Origin of the sequence: Microcoleus sp. C2D2 (assembly GCF_036702495.1) — a bacterium.
Taxonomy (GTDB): domain Bacteria; phylum Cyanobacteriota; class Cyanobacteriia; order Cyanobacteriales; family Microcoleaceae; genus Microcoleus.
Genome location: NZ_JAUBTO010000067.1, coordinates 1 through 21,610, shown reverse-complemented (window position 1 = coordinate 21,610; position 21,610 = coordinate 1). Strand labels below are relative to the sequence as shown.

10 protein-coding genes and 2 pseudogenes are annotated in these 21,610 nt (G+C 45.1%); 8 read left to right on the top strand and 4 right to left on the bottom strand.

Annotated features, from left to right (window positions below; all coding sequences use genetic code 11):
* Positions 1-309 precede the first annotated feature (309 nt).
* The gene (locus QUB61_RS21100) at positions 310-2,367 is read left to right on the top strand and encodes an ATP-binding protein (RefSeq protein ID WP_333127978.1); all 2,058 of its coding nucleotides are present in this window, start codon (positions 310-312) and stop codon (positions 2,365-2,367) included.
* Between the two features lie 412 nt (positions 2,368-2,779).
* Positions 2,780-3,391 carry a 2OG-Fe(II) oxygenase gene (locus QUB61_RS21095; protein ID WP_333127975.1) on the top strand — a complete coding sequence of 204 codons (612 nt, stop codon included), beginning with the start codon at positions 2,780-2,782 and terminating at the stop codon, positions 3,389-3,391.
* 57 nt (positions 3,392-3,448) lie between these two features.
* On the opposite strand, the gene QUB61_RS21090 is transcribed toward QUB61_RS21095, so the two are convergent.
* Complete coding sequence (locus QUB61_RS21090; protein ID WP_333127972.1) at positions 3,449-5,230, bottom strand: SWIM zinc finger family protein; 1,782 nt, start codon at positions 5,228-5,230, stop codon at positions 3,449-3,451.
* Positions 5,231-6,013: 783 nt separating this feature from the next.
* On the opposite strand from QUB61_RS21090, the gene QUB61_RS21085 reads away from it, so the two are divergent.
* The 5 genes and pseudogenes from QUB61_RS21085 to QUB61_RS21065 all read left to right on the top strand — a co-directional run bounded on the left by QUB61_RS21085 (position 6,014) and on the right by QUB61_RS21065 (position 14,232).
* Entirely contained in the window at positions 6,014-7,306 is a 1,293-nt protein-coding gene (locus QUB61_RS21085) for an AAA family ATPase (RefSeq protein WP_333127971.1), read from the top strand.
* Between the two features lie 208 nt (positions 7,307-7,514).
* Positions 7,515-8,351, top strand: coding sequence for a GIY-YIG nuclease family protein (locus QUB61_RS21080; protein ID WP_333127969.1), 837 nt, complete (start codon positions 7,515-7,517; stop codon positions 8,349-8,351).
* Between the two features lie 151 nt (positions 8,352-8,502).
* Complete coding sequence (locus QUB61_RS21075) at positions 8,503-9,753, top strand: alpha/beta hydrolase (RefSeq protein ID WP_333127967.1); 1,251 nt, start codon at positions 8,503-8,505, stop codon at positions 9,751-9,753.
* 482 nt (positions 9,754-10,235) lie between these two features.
* A pseudogene (locus QUB61_RS21070) lies at positions 10,236-11,431 on the top strand (RNA-guided endonuclease InsQ/TnpB family protein).
* Between the two features lie 626 nt (positions 11,432-12,057).
* Positions 12,058-14,232 (top strand): glutamine synthetase III, encoded by a 2,175-nt coding sequence (locus tag QUB61_RS21065; protein WP_333127965.1) that lies wholly within the window; start codon positions 12,058-12,060, stop codon positions 14,230-14,232.
* Positions 14,233-14,395: 163 nt separating this feature from the next.
* Here the strand turns inward: QUB61_RS21065 and QUB61_RS21060 are convergent, their stop codons facing one another.
* Positions 14,396-17,329 (bottom strand): S-layer family protein, encoded by a 2,934-nt coding sequence (locus QUB61_RS21060; RefSeq protein WP_333127963.1) that lies wholly within the window; start codon positions 17,327-17,329, stop codon positions 14,396-14,398.
* 78 nt (positions 17,330-17,407) lie between these two features.
* Positions 17,408-18,724, bottom strand: a pseudogene (locus QUB61_RS21055) (RNA-guided endonuclease InsQ/TnpB family protein).
* A 116-nt stretch (positions 18,725-18,840) separates the two neighbouring features.
* Here QUB61_RS21055 and QUB61_RS21050 point away from each other — a divergent pair.
* On the top strand, positions 18,841-19,848 hold the full coding sequence (locus tag QUB61_RS21050; RefSeq protein WP_333127961.1) for an ADP-ribosylglycohydrolase family protein: 1,008 nt from the start codon (positions 18,841-18,843) through the stop codon (positions 19,846-19,848).
* A 206-nt stretch (positions 19,849-20,054) separates the two neighbouring features.
* Here the strand turns inward: QUB61_RS21050 and QUB61_RS21045 are convergent, their stop codons facing one another.
* The gene (locus QUB61_RS21045) at positions 20,055-21,425 is read right to left on the bottom strand and encodes a cation:proton antiporter (protein ID WP_333127959.1); all 1,371 of its coding nucleotides are present in this window, start codon (positions 21,423-21,425) and stop codon (positions 20,055-20,057) included.
* Between the last annotated feature and the right edge of the window lie 185 nt (positions 21,426-21,610).

The window sequence follows — 21,610 nt, the reverse complement described above, 5'->3', positions numbered from 1 at the left end:
TCTGATTAGGCAAGCAGAAAGGGTTAGCTTCATTGGTAAATCCATAGAAGTTATTGGCGATCGCAAAGCTTAAATAATTATTAAGCTATGGCTGTATAACAAATCATGGGAGTGGACAAAAAGCTATGATTTGAATTAAGCTAGATATCTACTGCTGCTCAATTAAGCCGTGAGACCAAGATCGCATCAATTCTGTTCAAGCCTAGCATTTATAGGGAACTCTACTAGAAACTAGAAGTAACCAGTGTTCAATGCTTCAAAGTAGCATCGCTCAAAGTTTAACAAATATCCTGTTAAGAAATTAATTTTATGCTGAAGTCTCTCAGATTCTGGCCTCCCAAAAATCAGCCGGATTTCCACAACTATCTCAGCAGTACAGCAAAACAATTTCTTACTCTTTTTCTACCCTTGACGGCAGTAGTCGGCACAGGATTTATCACCTTTTATCAAATTCAGACTAATCTGGTTCAGAGCGAAATTGCCAGCTCAGAACGTCGTGAAGTAGAGGTGAAAACAGCATTATTTGCCAACCGTTTTAGCTCAATTCGGGCTGACTTGATGATATTGGCGCAACAGCATGAACTGCGGGTCATTGTCGATCCGGCAAGTAACCAAGACATTCTGAGGGAGTTTCGCTCGGCCCTGGCAGAAGAGTACCTGGTTGTGTCTCAACAAAAACAGCAATACGATCAGATTCGGTTTTTGGATCTGACTGGACAGGAAGTAGTGAGGGTCAATTTTAATAGAGGACAACCTAGTATCGTAGCCGATAAAAAATTGCAAAATCAGTCTAAGCGCTACTGGTTCAAAGATACTTTTGCGTTGCAAGCAGGTCAGGTGTTCATCTCACCTCTGGACTTAAATATCGACTTCGGCAAGATAGAGCAACCTCTGAAACCCATGATTCGCTTTGGAACCCCTGTATTTGATGCTCAAGGGCGTAAGCGAGGAATAGTTGTACTCAATTATCTGGCTGAAGCGTTTCTCCAAGACTTATCCCAAAAGAACTCGCTATCTTCTGGAACCGTACTGCTGCTAAATTCTGAAGGATATTGGCTGAAAGGTAAAAAGCCGGAAGAGGAGTGGGGCTTTATGTATGACGATCGCCGCGATCGCACGCTTGCTAAGTCTTTTCCTACAACATGGCAGCAGATCCGCGATCGACAAACTGGGCAATTTCATACCAATGAGGGGCTATACACCTTCGCGACTATTTATCCATTGCTAGACATTTTAGGAGCGTACTCAAGTATGGGTTCGGCTCATGCTTTCGGTTCTAGTCCTGCTCAAGTAAATGCCAAATCCTACTCCTGGAAACTGGTTGCTCACGTTCCAACAGAGGTTCTAACTAAGCGATCGCAAGCAATCGGCAATCAACTGCTACTCCTTTTTGTTGGACTCACAGGATTAATTGCGATCGGTTCCTGGCTTCTCGTACAAACCAGACTCAAACGTCAGCAAAGCGAACAAGCAACAAAGGGGCTAGAGCAAACCCTACAGGATGTGCATCGCAATCAAGCTCAATTAGTACAGACTGAAAAAATGGCGAGCCTCGGTCAACTGGTAGCCGGAGTTGCCCACGAAATTAACAACCCTGTAAACTTCATTTACGGCAATCTTACTTACACCGATGAATATACTCAGAACCTACTAAGCTTGATTGGACTTTATCAAAAACATTATCCCAATCCAGTTTCTGAAATTGAAGCCGAAGCCGATGCTGTTGACTTGGCATTTTTGCAACAAGACTTACCAAAATTACTGGCATCCATGAAAATGGGAGCCGATCGCATTCGCCAAATTGTGCTGTCGCTTCGCAACTTTTCCCGCATGGATGAAGTTGATATTAAAGCAGTAAACCTCCATGAAGGGATCGACAGCACTCTGATGATTTTGCAGCACCGCCTCAAAGCTCGCTCAGAAAGACCGGAAATTCAGGTGATTAAAAACTACGCTTCTCTACCGCTGGTGGAGTGCTATCCAGGCCCGCTCAATCAAGTGTTTATGAATATTCTCTCCAATGCTATTGATGCCTTGGAAGAGAATAATGCGCGGCGGAAGTACCAGGAAATTAAAGAAAATCCCAGTCAAATTACCATCCGAACCTCTGCAATCGATGCTGAGTGGGTGGAGATTGCGATCGTCGATAACGGTTCGGGTATATCGAAAGAGATTAAGCAGCGCATTTTCGATCCTTTCTTCACAACTAAACCGATTGGCAAAGGAACGGGAATGGGGATGTCGATTAGCTATCAAATTGTTACTGAAAAACATGGGGGAAAGCTGGATTGTTTCTCTATTCTGGGTGAGGGAACAGAGTTTGCGATCGAGATTCCTGTTCGACAGAAATTTCGTCACGCTAGCTAATACTAAAAATAGTTTTTAATTTGGATTTGTGAGTTTTGAGGTTGAAATTAAAAAGTTAACAAGTTTTTAGTTCATTAATAAATCAAAAACCTCTGGGTGCCGAGGGATCGCATCCCCTCTTAGGGTGCGCCGAGGTGCACCTCCCCCTTACTTATAGCGGGTTAAAGGATTTGTTGGTCTGAGTTTTGCCATCGGTCGAGCGCACTAACGGTCGATCGCCTGTATAGTAATATTTGGCAGTTGCTAGTCGGTTGCGACACTTCCGGGCGATCGCCCGCAGTTAAGAAAAACCTTTGACTTAAGTACGCGGACCCAAATCAAGATTATTATGTCATCCGCGAGGAACGAAGCAATCCCAATTCTGAGCGATTGCTGCATTTCTATCTGCTGTTTCCTTAAACTTTGATGATTTTTGAGTGCCTTGAAATACTACAGCCAACATCCTAACGCTTTCTCGATCGACTACCTCAACGACTTGCGAGGAGCAATTCTAGCCTCCCCTTATCTAGCAATCAACAACCTGAATCGCGATTTCATTGGCACAAAAGGGTTTTCCGTAGTGTTTCAACGTGCGGAAATCGCCGAAGTAGAACGGCGGTTCCCTTTGTTCAAGCCCTATCTAGACCAAGCATTACAGCCTGAATGCAATGCTTTTTACCTCAACCCTTTGTTGCTGGGTGAAGGTTCCCGCGTCGATCCGCATATCGATCGATCTTTGCGATCGTACTGCAAAACAGTTGAACCTCCCGCAGCCGTCAGCGTTTTGTACGTACAAGTACCGCCGAACTTGCAAGGGGGAGAGTTGATACTGCGGCGCAACAAACAGCAAGTCGGGCAGATTAAGCCGCAAGCCAACTCGCTGATCTATTTTCAAGGAGATTTGACTCACTCTGTCAACGCCGTTAAAAGTACCGGAACTCGTTTGAGTTTAGTTTGCGAACAGTACAGTTTGAGCGAAACAGAACTGCAAGATATTCCAGGATTCACAGTGGAATCTAGGGCCGCGAAAGCAAAACTTAAGTAAGGTTTATTCGCTCCTGGGTTTGGTCGCTTTCACTTGGGTTTACGGTAAACTTAAGGCTCAATCTAAATCGGGACTTTTGAGCATTTCCATCAACTTCCGCTTCCGGCTGTGTACTTGCATCAGTTGAGAACGATAAGCAGACCACTGAAGATTTTGCCCAGTTTGTAAATAGGCAGCGCGGGCTTTTTCTAACCACTTAATCGCAAGATTGTACTCGCTTGATTTCCCTTGATCCATAATCGATGCAGCACGCCGACAAGCATTGGCGATTACCCAATCGGGACTGTGGCCGATCGCAGCCCCCATTACTCGGTGAATCAGTGCTGAGTGGTAATAACTCAAGCCATCAGCAAGGGCGATCGCATCTTCAATCATTCCCTCATCCAGAAAAATATCAACCTTCGCCTCAGTAAACTTCCAACTTTCATGAGTTTTCAGAGTTGCTAACAAATCTGCTTTCAAAGTTGACCAACTATCTCTTGCTAACTCCTTCACTAAACTATAATCGCTAAAGGACGGTTCGATTTTAAATATCTGGATTCTAGCATTTAACGCAAGTTCGTCTTCGCCCAACTCAACAGCCAACTCACTCATCGATGTTGCCAGTTGGTAATGGCAATGACCTGACAAATTTAACCCAGCTTGACAAATTTTCAGAGCTTGTTCTAAGGCTCCCTGTTGCTTTAAAGTTTGAACGAGAGCAAAAGCATCTTCCGCTGATTGCATCTGGGTAGCCGCAGCTTCCACGGCTTCTTCTACTCTCCCCAAACGAGTTAACATCGTCAAATATTGTTGAGTACAACCTTCTGCTTGGGCTAAGTATAAGTATTCTCGATCGCGTTCCTGGCGATCGAGGATTTGCAAGCGAATCAAAGTTAAGTCGCGAGCACAGTCTGGTGCGTCACCAGCCCAAACTCCTGACCCAGTAATGTTTCCTTCAAGTACCTGTTGGAGTAGGGGGTCGTCCCAACCTTGGCGTAAAGCTTCCAAGCTCATGCTGAAATCACAATCCCATTCATCTTGCCAAGCTTCTAACATCACCTGGAGATCGATCTCTTCTTCAGCAGTTAGTTGAGCCGTCAAAATGGCTTCTGTCCAAGCTTCATCCAAAGCGTTAGCTATATCACAACTTTCAGCGCCATATTCTGCTACGTCATCCCAATCTTCAACGCAGGCTGTGGTGATGGCTTCTAAAATTACTAAAGCGTTGTTGCCATCCCCCTGTGCGCTGAATTCCTGGGCTCGCTGAATAACATCTAAAAGTTCTTCTGTAATCGGGTCTTCTTCCTCCCATTCATTCTCGAAATAACTCACAGCCTCTCGCAAAATTCGTCGTACTTGGTGCCGAAAGGGAGCAGGATCGATAGAGGTGTGGCGGGGTGCTTTGGTAGATTGGTTTGAAGGTGCAGGAATAGCACTTAAGTTAATGTATCGTTCGATCGCATCAATGAGTGATGGTTCTTTTTTTACTAAATGCTGTATTAATTGCTGGGTTTGTACATCGTTGAGGCGATCGAGCAATTGTTCCAGTGTCGGGCCCTGCTCAATTATTTCTGGTTGCCGCATACACAATAACAGCGTCGCCACAATGTGTTTACACCACCCACCGTTATCGTAAGCACAAGTGCAGAATAATGTAGAGGCTAATCCGGCATCATCAAAGGGCAGGGTAACACGGTAGGGTTCTACTTCGGAACCCTCCACTACTGCTTGAACCATGTTGCCACGCCGGACTGCCCTAGTAACATTGCCCGCTAAATAGTAAGCTTCACCCCGCTTGAGGGATTGGGCCGAGGTGTGAAGCTCGATCGTTGTTTCACTGAGTTTGGGAATGGGCATGAGATTATGCCTCAGCAATTAAAGGATTAGACTCGATTTTACCTGAGAAATACACTTGGTCTACAATTTAATTGCGTCCCGATTTGAGGTTTCCATAAATTTTAATAATCTGTAAAGCAAGCACTGAGAACGTTTGCAGCTTAACGAAGCAATCGCTCTTGTTATGAGAGCTTTACATTCTGTGACATTGTAAAGTTTATTTGCACTGAGATATTGCACCATTCTCAATAAGGCTTTTATGAACAGGCAAGATGCCTGTTCCACAATAAAATTTATCTTTTGTGGAACGGGCATCTTGCCCGTTCTTGAGAATGGTGTAAGATGTGAGTTTGCACCTACCTAGTTAGCGATCGCTATACTATAAAATACCTCGAAAAAAACTAAGGAGTTTGGGAGAAATTAGTAGTGCTGGCATCGTTTTAAATTGGGTAGGGCTAGAGAAATGTTACGCTGATTTTTACAAAATATTCCATAACGTAGATGACGAAACAAAAACAGACAAGCGGATATCGATTCAGGCAGCTAGTTTGCAGTGTTTTGATAGTGCTGGCAATTTGGAAAGTGCCTCAATGCGCTTGGGCAGATGCTAGCCAATAAGTAAAATCAAGTATAATGTTAGAGTTACTGAATTGTTATATAGCCATCCTAAATCATTTGTAAATTTCTTACTCCCTCCCCTTACTAAGGGGAGGGTTGGGGTGGGGTAAAAAATTTACGACTCATTTAGAATTGTTATATGTTTAGAGTAACTTATAACATTCCTAATGGAGCAAAGGAACTTAAGTGGCAAAAATAGAAGGATTTAGGGTAATAAATTACCGCTCGCTGCGTGATATTACTATGGGCAAGCTGTGGAATACGCAAAATGCCAACCCACTAACGCCAATGACAGCCGTTATCGGTAAAAATGGTGTTGGCAAAAGCACGCTTTTTGACACTTTTGGCTTTCTTGCCGACTGCTTAAAAGGGGGAGTCGAAGAAGCCTGTGATGCCAATGGGCGGGGAGGTTTCGAGAGAATTCGATCGCAAGGACAAAAGGGAAGTGTTGAGTTTCAGATTTACTATAAAGAGGATAGTAAAGCTCGACCAATCACCTATGAGTTGGCAATAGACCTTGACTCTTATGACAGACCGTATGTAAAAAAAGAAAGACTTAGACAACGGAGAGAAGGACAAGACAGAGGACAACCTTTTTCTTTTTTGATTCTAGATAAAGGTAAGGGTGTAGCATGGAAAGGTGAAGAAGTAGGTCAGCTAATTGATGAAGATCGAGGAGAATTTGATGTAAATAATTTAATAGAACAAATCCAAATAGGTGAGACATCAGAAGAAAGTAAAGAAAAGGAAATAGTTGAACTTGACGACAATCGAAAACTGGGAATTGCTACTTTGGGAGCGCTCAAACAACACCCAAGAATTTCCGCATTTCGTAGATTTATCGAAGGATGGTATCTCAGCTATTTCACACCAGACGCTGCCCGTAGCTTACCTCTGGCTGGACCACAAAAACATTTGAATATTCATGGAGATAATCTAGGAAATGTGGTTCAATTTATGGAGAGAGAGCATCCTAAGAAATTCCAATCTATTCTGCAAAAAATCTCTAGTAAGATTCCAGGGGTGGAAAAGATTAGCACCGCAAAAAGTCCAGACGGTAGACTTCTGCTGCAGTTCAACGATCGAGGTTTTCAAGAACCGTTTTATGCTCAACAAATGTCAGACGGAACACTGAAGGTATTTGCCTATCTCCTTCTTTTAGAAGACCCCTCACCACCGCCATTTTTGTGCATTGAAGAACCAGAAAACGGACTTTACCATAAGCTTTTAGAAACTCTAGCCCGAGAATTTCGAGAACACGCTACAGCTCGAAGAAGTAGATCGCAAGTATTTGTTACAACACATCAACCCTATTTTATAGATGCTCTTGAACCTGACGAGGTTTGGGTACTTGAAAAGGGCGAGGATGGTTTTTCTACAATCAGACGAGCTAGCGAAGATTCTCTCATTAATAACCTTGTTTCTGAAGGATTGCCCCTTGGCGGACTTTGGTACAGCGATTATCTAGATAAAAGGTGAATAAATGCACTTTGTGATACTTGTCGAGGATATTTATGGAAAAACTGCTCTTGAAATTATTATACCAAAGATTATCAGCACCGAACAACACACATTTGAGATCCATCCCTACAAAGGAAAACGAGTAGCACTCGACACAAAAATTCTTGGCAATAGTTTATTATTAATTTATAATTAGTGATTAGCTAAGAATCATCAAATGTCCAGTATGCTTAATCCTTTGCAGTTACCCTCAATTCCTTTATCTGAACGTAAGCAGTTACCTGAATGTGCAGCTATATATTTTGCTATAGATGCAAATAATAGAGTTCTTTATATAGGGAAAGCTAAGAATTTGGTGGCAAGATGGAGAAATCATCACCGCATCCATAAGTTAGAAGAAATTGACCAAGAGTTTCCTGTTAGACTGGCTTGGCAAGCATGGAATGAAGAAAACTTGGGTGAAGCAGAAAAAGGCTTAATTAAAAGATTCCAGCCTTTGCTGAACAATACAGAAGTTGAAACACCTGCTGTCATCCCATCAGAAATTGTGTTAAGAGATTTTCTAAAAAACTTTTCAAGACGGCTAATTATTTTCGGTATGGAACCTAAAGCTCCTGACACGCTCCTCAAAGTCCATCTCAAATATGATTGGCAAAATTTGTCTTCTCAGGGAACAGCAGCTAAGATCAAAGACTACATCAAACAAAACCAAAACACAAATACAAGCCTAAAATTTAAGCGTCATAGATATAGTAAATTCAATTTATTCGCTGGAGAAACTTTTCGTCCAGGTAGTAGAGCGCAGGGAACAATGGCCCGGCAACATCGGTCATACAACAACCACTGGGAATTTGCTTGTAATGGTGTTGTCATTCATATCACCCCTACACATTTTTATCGGAACTATAAAGAAAAAACTCAAGTGACCAAACTAGCGGGAGTAAATTTTCGTGCAATCACAGAAGAGGTGTTTGCGGAGGCCGAAAAAAATAGTAATTATGAATTCTCTGGATTATGTTGTTTCAGAAGCGATCCAGTTCCCCTGCTTTGGGTTAACTTGTAAAGCCACCCAACGATGCAAAGCATTTTCGATCGCCGCAGGATGTCGGAGTCAATGAAACTGCTGGCTTGGTAAAATGCCAGAGGCGATCGACTCACCAATAAAAACCGCGAGATTAATTTAAACTGATTAAAAATTAGGCTGCGAAAATCCGATGCTCCACAAGAAGAACCGCAAAAAGTTACCTTTATTGGCAGCGTTATTAGTCTCGCCATTTATTTCTTGGTTCCTGAGTGCGATCGGGCTATTTCTCAGTCTCTGGGTCATCGTACCAGCACCCACGCTGTTCCTGTACCCTTTGGCGGTGGGAGCACCAGAAATCAGTCCTTGGTTGGTCGGTATCAATACGATCGCCCTTCTGCTGAACCTGCTGGGACGGCATCAAGGCAAAGTCTACATTATTTTACTGATTTGTAACCTGTTCGCCCTAATCCTGGGCCTGCTTCCCCTGATTCAGTTCCCAGCAGCCAATGCAGCCATAGCTACCCAAATGCAAGCTGTTCTGGGCGAAAACTATTTAGCAGCCGTTCCTGTCGCCCATCGCGCGCACCTACGCCCTCAACCCTTTATCCTCGCAGATGCGTTCCGAGGAATTCCCCTCAGAGAGGTTAGGATCGATCGGGCTATTGTATTTGCCAACCCTGAGGGAGTTTCACTGCAACTAAACCTTTATCGGCCGGCGGAAATTGGCAAATATCCGGCGATTATCACACTCTACGGAGGAGCTTGGCAGAGAGGCAATGCCGATTCCAATGAGGAATTCAGCCGCTACATGGCCGCCCAAGGCTATTGTGTGGTTGCAATTGATTACCGCCACGCTCCCAAGTATCGATTTCCTGCTCAGCTTGAGGACGTACAAGCCGCTCTTTCCTATATCAAAACTCATGCTGGTGATTGGGAAATCGATCTCGATCGAATTGCTCTGATGGGAAGGTCTGCAGGTGCCCATTTAGCAATGCTAACTGCTTATGATTCTAGCGTGCTTCCAGTTCGAGCCGCGGTCAACTATTACGGACCAAATGACCTGATTCGGGGATACAATGACCCACCTTTTCCTGATGCCATAAATGTTCGAGCCGTCTTGCGTGCCTTTCTGGGAGGAACCCCAGACGAACTCAACGAGCTTTACCGTCGGGCTTCTCCCATAAATTATATTAAACCGAATCTTCCCCCTTCTCTACTGGTCTATCCAGGTCGCGACCATATCGTTCAGGTTAAGTTTGGTCGATCGCTCTACCAACGATTGCGAGCCGCGGGCGATCGGGCTATTTTGCTCGAAATTCCTTGGGCTGAACACGCCTTTGATGCAGTTTTTAATGGGCCGAGCAATCAATTAGCTTTGTACTACACAGAACGCTTTTTGGCTCATGCTCTGAAGTCTTCCGATTACCAACGAGTTAACTAAAAACTATCAACTTACTCATTTATGCTCAATAAACTGCGGCTATAACAGTTTAATAAGTTCCCAAATCTCGTAAAGATTTCTAAGGCAAATTGTCGCACCAACTTTTAGAAGAGTTGCCAGACTTTATTTATCATACATAAAATATCAGGGAATGGAAGAGATCGCAGGTGGTTAAGCTCCGATTAAAATGATTTAGTTATCGACAAATCGAAAAACGATTACAAGTTTCAACAAGTTTTATTGCACAAACTGACCAAAAATTCGACTAAACGAATCGCACCACACTATATATAGTATCCCTCGATAAGTCCTGTAAATGTACGATCGCCCCGCAGTTTCAGCGCCCCGCGTCCTGTTACCAAAAGTTTTGGGTCTAAAGCCCCGTCCTTCTAGGACGGCTTTAATTTCCGCAAAGTGTAAAGAATGATTAAACAAACACATCTTGAGAGTACCTTTCTGAGCAAAAATGATAAAATATTTGCATGATTGTATTAGAGTTTAAGTTGAAAGGCAAAGCGCAGCAATACCGAATCATCGACGAAATGATTAGGACAGCTCAATTTGTCCGAAACAAAACTCTTAGATACTGGATCGACAATCAAGGAGTTAAGTTAGTTGACTTATACAAACAATGCGCCATCATGGCAAAAGAGTTTGAATGGGCGGGCAAACTTAACTCAATGGCGCGTCAAGCTACAGCACGAACGCGCCATTTTTGCTATCCAACGTTTTTTCGCCAATTGCAAGGCTAAAAAACCAGGGAAAAAAGGATATCCGCAGTTTAAAAAGCACACGCGCTCCGTAGAGTACAAAACTTCGGGGTGGTTGCTTTCCGCCGACAAAAGATGCCTAACTTTTAAGGACGGATTTGCTGCCGGGAAGTTTAAATTAGTCGGCAGTCGGGACTTGCATTTCTATGCACCTGATGAGATCAAAAGGGTTAGGGTTATTCGGCGTGCTGACGGCTACTACACCCAATTTTGCATCAACGTGGAACGAACAGAGAAATCTGCTTGTACTGGTAAAGCTATTGGAATAGACGTAGGTTTGAACCATTTCTATACCGATAGCGATGGCGAGACAGTAGCCAATCCTCGCTACCTTCGTAAAAGTGGAAAAGCTTTGAAGAGATTGCAGAAGCAGGTTTCAAGGGAAGAAGAAAGGTTCTAGTAATCGTAAAAAAGCGATTAACAAGTTAGGAAGAAAACACCTGAAGGTCAGCAGGCAGCGAAAAGACTTCGCCATAAAGACGACGCCCGGCGCGGTAAAATCTAACGATTTTGTGTCCTAGGTCGATATTCAGGTGAAGAATATGGTTAAGAACCACAAGCTCGCCAAATCAATTAGCGACGCAGCGTGGTCACAGTTTGCTCAGTGGCTGCAATACTTTCGGAGAATATACGGTAAAACAGTAATTGCTGTCGCCCCTCAATACACTTCGCAAGACTGCTCAAACTGTGGCAATACTGTCAAAAAAACGCTATCAACCAGAACTCATATTTGCGGTTGCGGTACGATATTAGATCGCGATCACAACGCCGCTCGCAATATTTTGGTGAAAGGTTTGAAGCAAGCAGGTATCAGTTTAAATACGGTGGGGCACACCGAAATTAACGCTTGGGGACAGACCGATCTCTGTTCGTTGGTGGCAGCATCAACGAATAAATCGACTGATTGAACCAAGAATCCCCGTGCTTTTAAGCCGGGGAGTGTCAAACTGGAATCCTGCGGTTGTGTGCGATCGGCGCGATCGACCCTGCGGAAAAAAAACTAAAATTCTGTAGCCTGCGATACATTTATTTGGTTAATGATTGTTTAAACTCTCCAAGTGTAGATTGTGTACTCTCCATAATTCTCCAAAACCCCTAAACGAGTGCGTTGTTTGCTGGACTGCGATTTATCGATCGTCGAACCGTTAAAAACCATAAGTAGTTTTGACCTGAATTAATCGGAATTGATTCGCACAAAATTTTTGAGCTGACCAGAGTGAAGATTAGCTACTAAATCTGTGCAGCCCATGCATCTATAATGTTGACTCAAATTAGTACAGGCTCTTGTCATCTATTTTCTTGCTAATAACCGAAATCCAACCGCATCTCACACTGGATTGTCACGCCCGGTGGACGGCGAACTGATTGAGCCTCGCTCCACCAATCTTGTAGAGCCTGCCAAAAAAGGCATCCTCCCAAAAGTTAGCTTTGACAAAAAATCTTGGGTAAATCCCAAATATTCGTCAATCGTTAAACTTTTGCTAACATCTATTTTTTCTCAACTGCTCGTCCCGAAATCCCAATAAAAATAACCATGAGTGGAAACGAATCGCGCGTTCAAGCAATTTCTCAAATAGTCAACCGCAAACAGATGCCTGCCCAGCCTCCCAAGCGGCTAGAAGATATGTGGGCAACAGACGTTTTTAGTCTGAGCAAGATGCAAGAAAGTCTGCCCAAAAGTATTTTCAAATCAGTAAAAAACACCATTCAAACCGGCCAAAAACTCGATGATTCCGTAGCTGATGTAGTTGCAGCAGCAATGAAAGATTGGGCTATTTCTAAAGGAGCCCTATACTACGCCCACGTATTTTACCCGCTAACCAACAGCACCGCCGAAAAACACGACGCTTTCATCTCAGTGCAAGGCGACGGTTCCGTCATCTCAGAATTTGCAGGCAAAGTTCTAGTACAAGGCGAACCCGATGGCTCCTCATTCCCCAACGGCGGCATTCGCTCCACTGCCGCCGCTCGCGGATACACGGCCTGGGATGTCACCAGCCCTGCTTATGTCATGGAAACAGACAACGGCATGACCTTGTGCATTCCCACTGTTTTCATCTCCTGGACAGGTGAAGCCTTAGACAAAAAAACGCCGCTTTTGCGTTCCATTGCCGCAATGAACAAAGCAGCAACCCGAGTGTTAAAGCTATTAGGAAATACCGACGTTGCTCCCGTCAATTCCAGTTGCGGTTCCGAACAAGAATACTTCCTGGTAGATGCCAATTTCACCACCAGCCGCCCCGATTTGCTGCTAGCAGGTCGCACCCTTTTCGGCAAACCTCCTGCCAAAGGTCAGCAATTTGACGACCACTATTTTGGAGCGATTCCAGAGCGCGTTCAAGTCTTCATGCAAGAAGTAGAAGAAAGAATGTACCGGCTGGGAATTCCTGCCAAAACCCGCCACAACGAAGTAGCTCCCGGTCAGTTTGAAATTGCACCAGTTTTTGAAGCAGCAAACGTCGCCAGCGACCACCAACAATTAACCATGACAATTCTTCGCAACACAGCGAAGAAACACGGTTTTATGTGTTTGCTGCACGAGAAGCCTTTCGCCGGCATTAACGGTTCCGGCAAACACGTCAACTGGTCGGTCGGGAATGCCACCCAAGGAAATTTATTAGACCCAGGCGATACACCGCACTCGAACATACAATTTCTAGTGTTCTGCGGCGCTGTGATTCGCGGAGTTCACAAATACGGGCCGCTGTTGCGCGCGGTAGTTGCGACTGCCAGCAACGACCACCGATTGGGTGCAAATGAGGCTCCGCCAGCAATTATCTCTGTCTATTTGGGTTCGCAATTAGAAGATATCTTCGGGCAAATTAGCCGGGGAGAGGTTAAGGACTCTAAATGTCGGGGAATTATGAACTTAGGTGTAGAAACACTGCCTACTTTCATGAAGGATGCTGGAGACAGAAACCGGACTTCGCCCTTTGCCTTTACTGGAAACCGGTTTGAATTCCGTGCAGTAGGTTCCGGTCAGTCTGTTTCCGGGCCGCTGGTGGCGATGAATACAATTCTTGCAGATTCTTTGGACTGGATTGCTAACAAATTAGAAAGCGATTTGGCTAACGGAACTGAACTGAATGCTGCCATCCAAACACTTCTCAAAGAAGTGATGGACGAGCACGGTGCGGTTGTATTTGGCGGCAACGGCTATTCGGAAGAATGGCACAAAATGGCCGTTGAGGAACGGGGTTTAGCTAACTTGCGGACTACGGCAGATGCTTTGCCCGTGTTGAAGGAAGGATACATTGAAGACTTGTTTGAAAAGACAGGTGTTCTGACTCCGGTGGAATTGGAAAGCCGTTACGATGTTTATGCAGAGCAGTATTTGCTGGCAATTGAAGTCGAAGCAAAACTGGTAACAAGCATGGCAAAAACCATCATTTACCCGGCAGCGGTGAGGTATTTAGCTGAACTTTCCGGCACGATTTCTAAGTTGAAAGAGATTGGCATTGAACTGTCAGAGGAAACTGCCGAAAAAGTAGCGGTGCTGGTTAAGTCCATGATGGATACTGCGAGCAAGTTGAGTGCTGCTTTGAGCAAGCACGATTTTGATTCGACAGAAGAGCATATGCAGTATGCTTCGCAAACAATTCGTCCTTTGATGGATGAGGTTCGCAAGTATGCGGATGCTCTGGAAGGTGAAGTGGCTGATGATTTGTGGCCGCTGCCAACTTATCAAGAAATGCTGTTTGTTAAGTAATCGCAAACCTGGTTAATTTCCGGTGAGATTTGTAGGGACACGGCAGTGCCGTGTCCTTTTACGTCATACTTAATAAAGGGGGGAGAAGAGTGTTATCTTTCGTCCCCCTTAAGAAGGTGAGAATTGTATTTTAGCCAGCCCTAAAACCCCAATCAAGCACATTTCAGCGCTCCCGGCAAACAGGCAAATCTCGCCTTGAGCGCTGCGGAACTTGAGCCGTTGGATTGTACGCTAGAAGCGTTACTTGCCCTCGAGCATTCATTTCCCAACCTTGAGCTGGGGTAACTTCTCTTGGCGAAGACTCAGGAAGAAACGCATCGCCAATGCCACCCGCCGGCAATCTATCCGTTAAATCCGGCACCGTTTCCGCTGTCGAACTTCTGTCGAATGCCGGTTCCACCCAGTTATACTGGCTAGAATCGCTGCTGAGGGCATCATGAGGATTCGCAGGTACTCCTCCTTTACCAGTAATTGTAAAGTCGTTTCCTGCCCCTTCTGTACAGGGATTAGCAGCAATTAAAGTGCTTGGATCGACAACATTTTGGGGCAATTCTACCAATCCTTGAGCCGGATTTACCCCCGAACTGCTAAACGTTACCGCTCCTTGTAAAGCCGGGCCTGCCTGTTGAGAAATAGCAGCGATATCGCTAGTGGGAATTAAAGAAGTTGGATTCACTCGTAAGGCAGCAAATTCAGCATCAGTCAATCGTAAACTGTTTCTAGCTCGATCGCGATTAACGGCAGTAAAACCAAAGATATTCGGTACATTCACCGTCACTTGTCCGCCCCTAGCTGTGCGAGCATTAGCTGTAATATCGCTGTTTTCTCGCGGTAGAGCCACCAAAATATCGCTATTAATTCTGATATTTCCACCATCAGAACTACCTGCATCGGTGGTAATTCTGCTGCCGCGCCGCAACTGAATGTCTCGCGCTTGGAGGTTAATATTTGCTCCAGTACCGGATACAGTTGTACCGTCAATGCTGGCTTTGTTATCCAGGGCGATCGAGTTAGCGACAATATTAATATTACCAGCCCTTCCCGTTCCCAAAGCATCAACACTCACCGTTGCGCCATCCCGGACAATCAATCGATTTACATTGAGAGTTAGCGAGCCGGCATTCCCCGTAGCCTTTGTATTGACAACAGTGTACCCCTTACCACTCGAAGCCTCAATTCTACTCCTGAAGCCACCGTTACTCGCAATGCCTTGCACTTCTATGCGATCGGCATTAATTGTAATATCTCCCGCATCTGCTGCACTCAAAGAAGCCGCAGAAATACTCCCCCCATTCCGCACAGCTAGCATGGGCGTAGAGAGGTGGATATCTCCACCTCTAGAAGAGGTTGTAGTTTGAGTACCCAGAGAACTCGGTGCGTAACCCCCATTCCCCAAAACTCCAGACACGCCGGTCACTTCTATAGACTCGGAAGCTCTCACAGTTAAAGTTCCTCCAGGCCCCCCAATCGTAGAAAACACGTTTTCACCAATAATCGCACCGGTCGATAAAGTAATTACAGCTCCATCAGAAACACTCAGCCGCTTAGTGTCGATGGTAATATCCCCAGCTCTCCCATTTCCATCAAAAGAGTTTGTGCCGAGTACAGTTTGCGCCGTACTTCCAGGGAGACTCCCCGACAATTCCACAGATTCCTGCATTTTAATCGTAATATTCCCGGATGGTCTAGAGCTGCGGCTGATGCTGACGAGATTGGAGCCATCACGCAAGATTAACCGTTGGGCTTCCAGATTTATACTGCCGCCAGAGTTGGTACTTTCTTTAGTTGTTCCGCTGCTGAGCACTGAACTGATGAGCTCAACGGTGTGACCGCGGATATTCAGATTTCCGCCATTTCCAGCACCCAGGGTGGCGGTACCGCCAACTACCCCATCGCGCAGCAGCAGGCGGGGGGTGTCAATGTTAATGTTTCCGGCGGCTCCACTGCCAACTGTACCAGCGTTGAGAACAATTTGCGGGTCAAAGGGGTCGATCGTTCCAGATGTCAGATATTGGCTGTAAAACCGCTGATAGCCTTCAATTCCGGGCCCGATCATTTCTACTGAGTCTGTAGCGCGGAGGTTGATATCGCTCCCCGTACCATCTCCCAGTGTAGGGGTGTATATTTGCGACCCTCTATCTACTCGCAAGTTTTGGGCGTTGATGTCAATCCCTCTACCATCAAGGTTTCCCAGCGTCAGTCCATAAATTCCCGAACTGCTGATGGTGACGTTTGAGCCTCTGATGTCAATTTTTCCACCTCCTAATCCGCTGGTATCGATCGAGGCACCATTCATTTCAATACTGCCGAAGTTCTGAATATTGCCGTAGTTTAAATTCACACCTAAAGCTGTTGGTTCAAATTGCACTTTTCCTGGACTTTTGACGCTACCAAGTAATATTTGTCCGCTAGACGCTGTTAAATTTCCTCCTGGCAGTTGAATGTCTCCACCAATTAAGGCTAAAGTTTGACCGGGATCTACTGCTAAACCAAGTTTGTTAGAAACAGGAATTTCAACGGGCAGTGGTGGTAAGGTTGGTGGGGAGCCAATTGCTTGGGAAGAGTTGACAATTGTGCCGGGATTGTCTCGAAATCTTAAACCCACAGGAATATTAATTGCTAATAAGGGCAACGTGCTAGGGTTGGCGCTGCTAAATTCAAACCCGTTGTTAAAAACAATACTATCAGCAGTTGAAGCTAAAAATGAACCGCGTAAATCTAATCGAGCATTTGAACCAAAGACAATCCCTTGCGGATTTAGTAAATATAAATTGGCATTTCCTTGTACTCCTAATGTTCCTAAAATATTGGAAGGATTGCCACCAGTAACGCGGGTGAAAATGTTAGCAATACCGTTAGGATTGGCAAAATATGCTCCTCTACCTTCACCTACATTGAATTCGCGGAAACTGTGAAAGAGATTAACACCGCGAGTTGCACCACCTTCAATGCGGTCAGATGGTAAGTTATTAATAGTGTCGAAAACTGTACGGGAATTTTCATTGCCCAGGGTGCGATCGGGGAGGATTTGAGCAATGGTGGCAGTGGGAAATAGCAAGCATAAAGCAAAAAATAGGACAGAAGATAGGTGCGGCATAGTTCAAACCTCATTCTTGTTAATTGCAGAAGCCCGAAGGAAACAGTAATACTAAATCCTGGTGAGCCACCCGCTTTATTATTCGGCGGTTAAAACCGCTGTATAGAGTAAAACTTTCGTCTGCCGACGCCGACTTAAGAGTTGACACTCCCGGGCTATCAGGCGCGGGGATTCTTTAATCGACGAGCTAACTTGCTGAGGCAAGATTTCTCCAGCAACAGTAGAGGTCAATTCTCAAGACAGCGTTGCTTGGTTCAATACCAAAGGTTCCGGTATGCCCTACCGTACCCAATCCTCTCCTTGAGGATGATTTTAGCTGCGTTTTCATCTCTACCCAAACTGCATCCGCATTTACAAACGTGCGTTCTAGTAGATAGAGTTTTCTTTACGATTATACCGCAACTAGAGCATTCTTGGCTGGTGTAGTGGGGATTCACGGCAACCGTAACTTTCTCAAATACTTTTCCAAAGTATTCGAGCCTGACACGGAATTGATACCAAGATGCGTCGTTAATAGACTTAGCTAAGCAATGATTATTCACCATATTTTTTATTCTCAAATCAACGCACGGCGACTACATCGTTGGATGAGATTACGCACTCCCGCTAATTTTACAGCATGGTGCAATGCGGCTGCCTGCTTATTTTGAGATGGCGCTATGCTCTGAATCTGCCTAGCGAGAGCCTCGGTTTTTTGAACCTTTAATTTTCCTGGATACACGACGTGCTGAACGCTTGAGGACTTTTTCACGTTTTCGTAGGAATCTAGGATTTTCAATCGTAGTTCCGTTTGAATCGGTGTAATATTCCTTTAATCCAACGTCTAAGCCGATGGTATTCCCAGAGGGTTCTGTGTTTTATTTTCGATCGACATCAATACAAAACTGAATGTACACGCCATCTGCAGGTTTTACCAATCTCACTCGTTTTATTTGGCTAATTTGGTAGAAATGCAAATCCCGTGTTCCTTTCATTTTTAACCGCCCGATTCCTTTTTTGTCGGTAAAGTTGATTGATTTGGGATCTTCGGCAAGTTTCGGGCCGGTTGACTTGTATTCAACAGAGTGACAATTTTTCTGAAACTTTGGATATCCTTTTTTGCCAAGGATACCCTTCTTGCAGTTATCATAGAATCGGGAGATAGCAGACCGAGCTCGTTCGGCACTGGCTTCTCGGGCCATTGAGTTAAGTTCCGAAGCAAAGGTCAAGTCGTGAGCTAGTACCGCGCAGTATTTATTCAAGTCGTATTTGTTCACTTTTTTGTTGTCTATCCAATAGCGCAAACAGCTATTTCTGACAAATTGGGCGGAGCGAAGTGGAGGGTGTACGAATTGCTTCATCTACAGCTGTAAACTGACTTGATTTTCCGTAGGTTTTGAACTCAAAAACTAGCATTGCTTTGCCTCCTCTGTTAGACTAAGCCATTCAGCATAAGATATCTATTTGGCAACAAAGGTTTACAATTAAAGCCGTTCTATAAAGACGGGGTTTTAAATCCTGTTTTCTGATAAATGACAGTACCGCGTCTGGAACAATTTAGAGGTTGTCTGATCGGTCAGTGTCTCGGCGACGCTATAGGCTGTAGGGTAGAAGGCTATCCTCCCGAAGTTTGCCAAAACTTTGTCAGCTACGAAGTTAGACGCAAAAAAATCAGAGATCGCGATCGCTTCGGCTTGCCTTTTGGTCAATACACGGACGACTCCCAACTCGCCCGCGAACTCCTCCAAAGCTACGTCGCTTGTGGCGAATTCGACCCCAGCGACTACGCCACCCGTATTGCTGACATTTTCGCTCAAGAGCGCATTGTCGGGCGCGGTCGATCGACAGAAGAAGCTGCAAACCGCCTGATACGGGGCGTTGCTTGGCAAGAAGCTGGTACTCCTGCTCCCAATGCTGGTAATGGCAGTGCAATGAGGGCTGCACCGATCGGCTTAATGTTCTACGATCGCCCGTCCCAGCTTGTACAAGCTGCTTGCGAGCAAGGGCGCATCACCCATCAAGATTCGCGGTGTTCTGCGGGGGCTGTGGCGATCGCGGGGGCTGTGGCGATCGCCCTTCAATCTGACCTGAGGATTGAAACTGAGCCATTTCTCGGTCAACTGAGCGAATGGGTAGCAGAAGTTGATTCTTCCTTTGCCGCTTTGCTCAAAGATTTGATTGATTGGGTCAAATTGCCTCCAGAGTCAGCCGTAGAGTTGATTTCTCAAGCTGGACTCCCGTTAAACTACGAGCACTCTTGGCAAGGAATCTCGCCTTTTGTAGTTGGTAGCGTCTTGTGGAGTTTATATGCGTTTTTGAGAACGCCTCAAGATTACTGGGAAACTCTCTGCACTAGCATCGCCGTCGGTGGCGATGTGGATACCACCGCAGCAATGGCTTGTGCAATCAGCGGGGCATTTCTGGGTCTAGAAGCCATCCCGAATCAACTAGCGGAATTTTTGAACGATCGGGGTACCTGGGGTCTGGGCGAACTGATTAAACTCGCTGACAATTGTTATCAGTTAAAAGTCAAGTTGTAGCAGCTTCTCACAACTTAGGACTTATGATTACGGCTAAATAAATTTGGACGATCGACATTTGTTTCTAAATCAGTCGATCGTCCCGACTCAAATTCTCTCAATCATATCAATTCCGGTTGCATTGGAATGATTAAACCGCAGAGTACGCTCTTAACGCAGAGTCAGAGAACAGAGAGATGAATATTCCGATGCTAACGGATTTGATATCAAACGATTTTCTCGCTAGAAAGTTCCCCACTAGCAGGAGGCACTACCGTATCGCCAAAGGCAATCCGCAGAAAAGGCGGAGCCAAAAAAGTCGTCAGAATCACCATAATAATAATCGAGACTTCTAACGGTTTATCCAAAACCCCACTCGCGGAACCGATGCCGGCAAACACTAACCCGACTTCGCCCCGAGGAATCATCCCCACTCCGATCGCCAATCGATTGATTCCAGGCTGACCAAACACCACCCAACCTGTTACGATCTTGCCCAAAATAGCAACCACAATCAAAAATACGGCAATCAAAAGTCCCGCCCGATTATCGGGTACTGTTGGGTTCAAAACCCCCAAATCCGCCCGAGCCCCCACCGTTACAAAAAAGATGGGCACAAATAAATCGGCGATGGGTTTCACCAATTCATCCAACTCATTGCGCGCATCGCTTTCATCCAAAACCAAGCCCGCAGCAAAGGCACCCAAAATCGCTTCGAGATGAATTGCGTTGCCCAGAAAAGCCATGAAATAGGCAAAAATAAATGCCGGGATGATAATATTGCCGCGAGTTTTGAGTTGAACCACCACCGCCGAGAAGGTTTTGTCGAAGATGCCCCCCAACAGAATCGAACCTAGCAGAAAAACAGTTGCGCTGACAATCAAATAGATGACATTAACAACATCAATCTCCCCGGTTTTGGCTAAACTGGCGACAACAGCCAGGACAATAATTCCCAACACATCATCAATCACCGCCGCACCGACAATAATTTGACCTTCTTTAGAGTTCAGTTGTCCTAATTCCGACAACACTTTCGACGTAATTCCAATGCTGGTTGCCGTCAAAGCTGCCCCTGCAAAAATTGCTGGAATTGCCGCCGTGTGGAAAATTATCATCAAGCCCGCAGTACCAGCGGCAAAGGGAACTGCCACACCTACGCAGGCGACAACGGTAGCTTGAATTCCGACTTCCTTGAGTTGTTTGAGATCCGACTCTAAGCCTATTTCAAACAGCAGAATAATCACGCCTAATTCTGCTAGCACTGAAATGATTTCACTCTGCGATTCAAAGACACTGGTGAGGGCGGCAGGAGACAGATGATTAATCGATTGCAGAACTGTCATAATCCCTGAGTCTGAGGCTGACAGCCCGCTTCCGGGAAAAACGATTAGGTGTAAAGCAGATACGCCAACAATTACCCCTGCTACAAGTTCACCCAAAACCGGGGGGAAATCAAATTTTAGAGCCACTTCCGCGCCGATTTTACTGGCGATATAAATCACTACCAAACTGAGCAAAACTCCGCTGAGGACGATCGGCGAATTTTCTGCCTCGACTGTTGCTAACAAAGGTATGGGGGCAAGTAGAGAAGCCATCCCAGAACTTAAAGCTGTAATTGTATGGTTCAAAAACATGGGTACGATGATGGTAAGAAAGACGATTCTACGCTGACTGTTGACTGTTGACTGTTGACTGTTGACTGTTGACTGATGACTGATGACTAATGACTAATGACTAATGACTAATGACTAATGACTAATGACTAATGACTAATGACTAA

What these genes read in the sequence shown, in the direction of transcription:
- QUB61_RS21100 (WP_333127978.1), top strand. Translation starts at nt 310, where the DNA reads ATGCTGAAGTCTCTCAGATTCTGGCCTCCCAAAAATCAGCCGGATTTC.
- QUB61_RS21090 (WP_333127972.1), bottom strand. Translation starts at nt 5,230, where the DNA reads ATGCCCATTCCCAAACTCAGTGAAACAACGATCGAGCTTCACACCTCG.
- QUB61_RS21080 (WP_333127969.1), top strand. Translation starts at nt 7,515, where the DNA reads ATGCTTAATCCTTTGCAGTTACCCTCAATTCCTTTATCTGAACGTAAG.
- QUB61_RS21075 (WP_333127967.1), top strand. Translation starts at nt 8,503, where the DNA reads ATGCTCCACAAGAAGAACCGCAAAAAGTTACCTTTATTGGCAGCGTTA.
- QUB61_RS21065 (WP_333127965.1), top strand. Translation starts at nt 12,058, where the DNA reads ATGAGTGGAAACGAATCGCGCGTTCAAGCAATTTCTCAAATAGTCAAC.
- QUB61_RS21060 (WP_333127963.1), bottom strand. Translation starts at nt 17,329, where the DNA reads ATGCCGCACCTATCTTCTGTCCTATTTTTTGCTTTATGCTTGCTATTT.
- QUB61_RS21050 (WP_333127961.1), top strand. Translation starts at nt 18,841, where the DNA reads ATGACAGTACCGCGTCTGGAACAATTTAGAGGTTGTCTGATCGGTCAG.
- QUB61_RS21045 (WP_333127959.1), bottom strand. Translation starts at nt 21,425, where the DNA reads ATGGCTTCTCTACTTGCCCCCATACCTTTGTTAGCAACAGTCGAGGCA.